This window comes from Streptomyces ziwulingensis (assembly GCF_039542605.1).
In the GTDB taxonomy this organism is placed as follows: Bacteria; Actinomycetota; Actinomycetes; order Streptomycetales; family Streptomycetaceae; genus Streptomyces; species Streptomyces ziwulingensis.
In genome coordinates, this window is sequence record NZ_BAABIG010000163.1 from 1 (window position 1) to 2,485 (window position 2,485).

Annotated in this window: 2 protein-coding genes and 1 pseudogene; all 3 read left to right on the forward strand. The window is 27.2% G+C overall.

Translation table 11 applies throughout. The features are described from left to right. Positions 1-279 precede the first annotated feature (279 nt). The 3 genes and pseudogenes from ABEB00_RS35930 to ABEB00_RS35940 all read left to right on the forward strand — a co-directional run bounded on the left by ABEB00_RS35930 (position 280) and on the right by ABEB00_RS35940 (position 1,875). The gene (locus ABEB00_RS35930; protein WP_345624933.1) at positions 280-624 is read left to right on the forward strand and encodes a hypothetical protein; all 345 of its coding nucleotides are present in this window, start codon (positions 280-282) and stop codon (positions 622-624) included. Between the two features lie 126 nt (positions 625-750). Beyond that, a pseudogene (locus tag ABEB00_RS35935) lies at positions 751-1,152 on the forward strand (DNA-directed RNA polymerase). 204 nt (positions 1,153-1,356) lie between these two features. Continuing rightward, the gene (locus ABEB00_RS35940) at positions 1,357-1,875 is read left to right on the forward strand and encodes a DNA-directed RNA polymerase (RefSeq protein WP_345624934.1); all 519 of its coding nucleotides are present in this window, start codon (positions 1,357-1,359) and stop codon (positions 1,873-1,875) included. Positions 1,876-2,485: the final 610 nt, after the last annotated feature.

Below are 2,485 nucleotides of genomic sequence, written 5' to 3' on the forward strand. Positions count from 1 at the left end.
AAACACTTACCTAGTAGAATACCTATGATAGTTAAACCTAAACCATTTAACAGAGAAGAAATAAATGGTAAAGTTAAAGAAACACTAGGTGGTTATTTACTGAATGACGAATTAATTTCAGATAAGATTATAATATCAAATTGAGAATTAAGAGATCCTTCTTTAATTAAAGATCCTAATGTTGTTTATGAGTTAGTAAATAATGTTAATTCTGTTGGTTTTAAAGTAAATACTGAACTATTAGATTTTATTAATATACATGGTAATAAGTTAGGTTTATTGGCATACGATATAAAGTTAGAAGATAAGGTAAATAAATTTACAGAAAAGGAATATGAAGAATTAGAAAGTTTTATCAGTAAATATGAGTTACAAGAAAATATATTAGGTTTAGCTAAAGTGTTTTCTGATATACCTGAATTTTACTTACCAGTTAGATTAGATTTTAGAGGGAGAATGAATTGTGTTAGTCAATATTTTAATTACCAATCTACGGAATTAGCTAAATCTTTATTATTATTCAGTAAAGGTGAAAAGTTAATGAAGAATGATAATATAGGTATTAATTATTTTAAAGCTTACGGAGGAAGTTGCTTTGGTAATAAAATAGATAAATTATCATGATCAGATAGATGTGAATGATTAGAGGAGAACGAGGAAGATATAATTAATTACACTAATTTCAATCTTATCTCTAAAGCTGAAAATAAATTTTTATTCACAGCATATTGTATAGAATACAGTAAATGAATAAAAGCTTGTAATAACCATGAAACAACATATTTTGAAACTTATCTTCCTATACAATTAGATGCTAGTTGTAACGGTTTTCAACATCTTTGTTTACTTACATACGATAACGATATGGCTAAAGAATTAAATTTAACTGAATCTAAGTGAGTAGATATACCTAAAGATTTTTATAAATATTTGGCTATAAAACTAATAGAATTATTTAAAACAAAACTTAATGAAGAAGGTATATGTGACGAAGATAAAGCTTGTTATAATAGATTAGCTAATATTACTGTATTAAGAACTACTGTAAAAAAAGCTATTATGACTGTTCCTTATAATGTTTCTGTATATCAAATGATTAAATATTTAAAAGAACATTTTAATAAGAACATAAATAATTCTGACAAAGGTTGATCTCAATATAAATTGGAATATACATATAAAGAAGATCCTAACGTTATGCTATGTAGTAAGGATATCAGTTTTATAGCTACTGGTTTAAAAGAAGTTCTAAGTGAAAACTTTCCCAAATTAAAACTATTAATTATGTATCTTAAAAGTGTAGCTAATATTTGTAATAAATTAAAAATAACAATACCTTGAGAAACTCCTTCAGGTATGTTATTAAATCAAAGTTATCTTTCATCTAAAGAAATTAAATTAAAACCATACAGTTATAATAAAAGAAGTTTTACATTAAAAGTTACGACTGATAAACTAAGAAGTGCTAAACAAGGTAGAGCTCTAATGCCTAACTTAATACATTCACTAGATGCTAGTGTATTAGCTTTACTAGCAGATGACTTGTTTAACACAAATAATATAAACAATTTTTATTCTATTCATGATTGTTTTGCTGTTACGGCAAATAATATACCTAAACTGTTTAGTGCATTAAAATCTATTTATACAAAAATATATACACAAGACATCTTCTTAAGGAATTTTGATAACTTCATTAGATCGTATATAAAAGTAAAGTATGGAGATAATTGTTTTAATGATGATAATTTAAAAATTAATACAATTGTAGATGATAAAGAAGTTGTATTACAATTTCCAAATCTAAATCAAGTATTAGGTAGAGAATTACCTTCAATGGATTTAATAACTAAAAGTTCCTATCTTATTAGTTAGGGTACATCTTAGTAATTTATTATATTATGACGAGGCAGTTCATATAAGTAATCTTACCGATTTCTGGTACTGCCTAGCTTCACAAAGAAGTACTCCTGACTGGGTATGTAGTAGAAGTCAGCCGCCTTCGGAGAAGTCAGCAGCCAATCTAGCGCCATACTTCGTCAGGACGCACGAAGGAGTAGCGGATAAAAAAAGGGGAGTGTATGTTAAACATACACTCCCCTTTTTTATTCTTTTAGTGGAACACTTTCAGGTAGATGTTATAAATAAGTCTCCCTACGACGATAAAGTAGTCATACGAAGTCTAGAAAGGTTTTCTTTACCTTGCGTTAAATTTACATTATAAATAATGGAAGAGTCAGACTGCACCGTCATGAAAGTTCTAGGTATACTACTTTTATTGACATTATATTCACTTTGGTTTAAAAGATAAGTATAATGTTCTAGTTCTTCACCTATTGTTAATTTATTCTTTACAATCATATCCCCAGGATTTTTATAAGAATATGGATCTCTTACTCAATTTGTATAATCCTGTAAATACTGTTTAGAAACTATATTATGTCTAGGTATGTATGTATTAGAAACAACATTTAGGCGGCTACGC

What these genes read in the sequence shown, in the direction of transcription:
- ABEB00_RS35940 (WP_345624934.1), top strand. Translation starts at nt 1,357, where the DNA reads ATGTTATTAAATCAAAGTTATCTTTCATCTAAAGAAATTAAATTAAAA.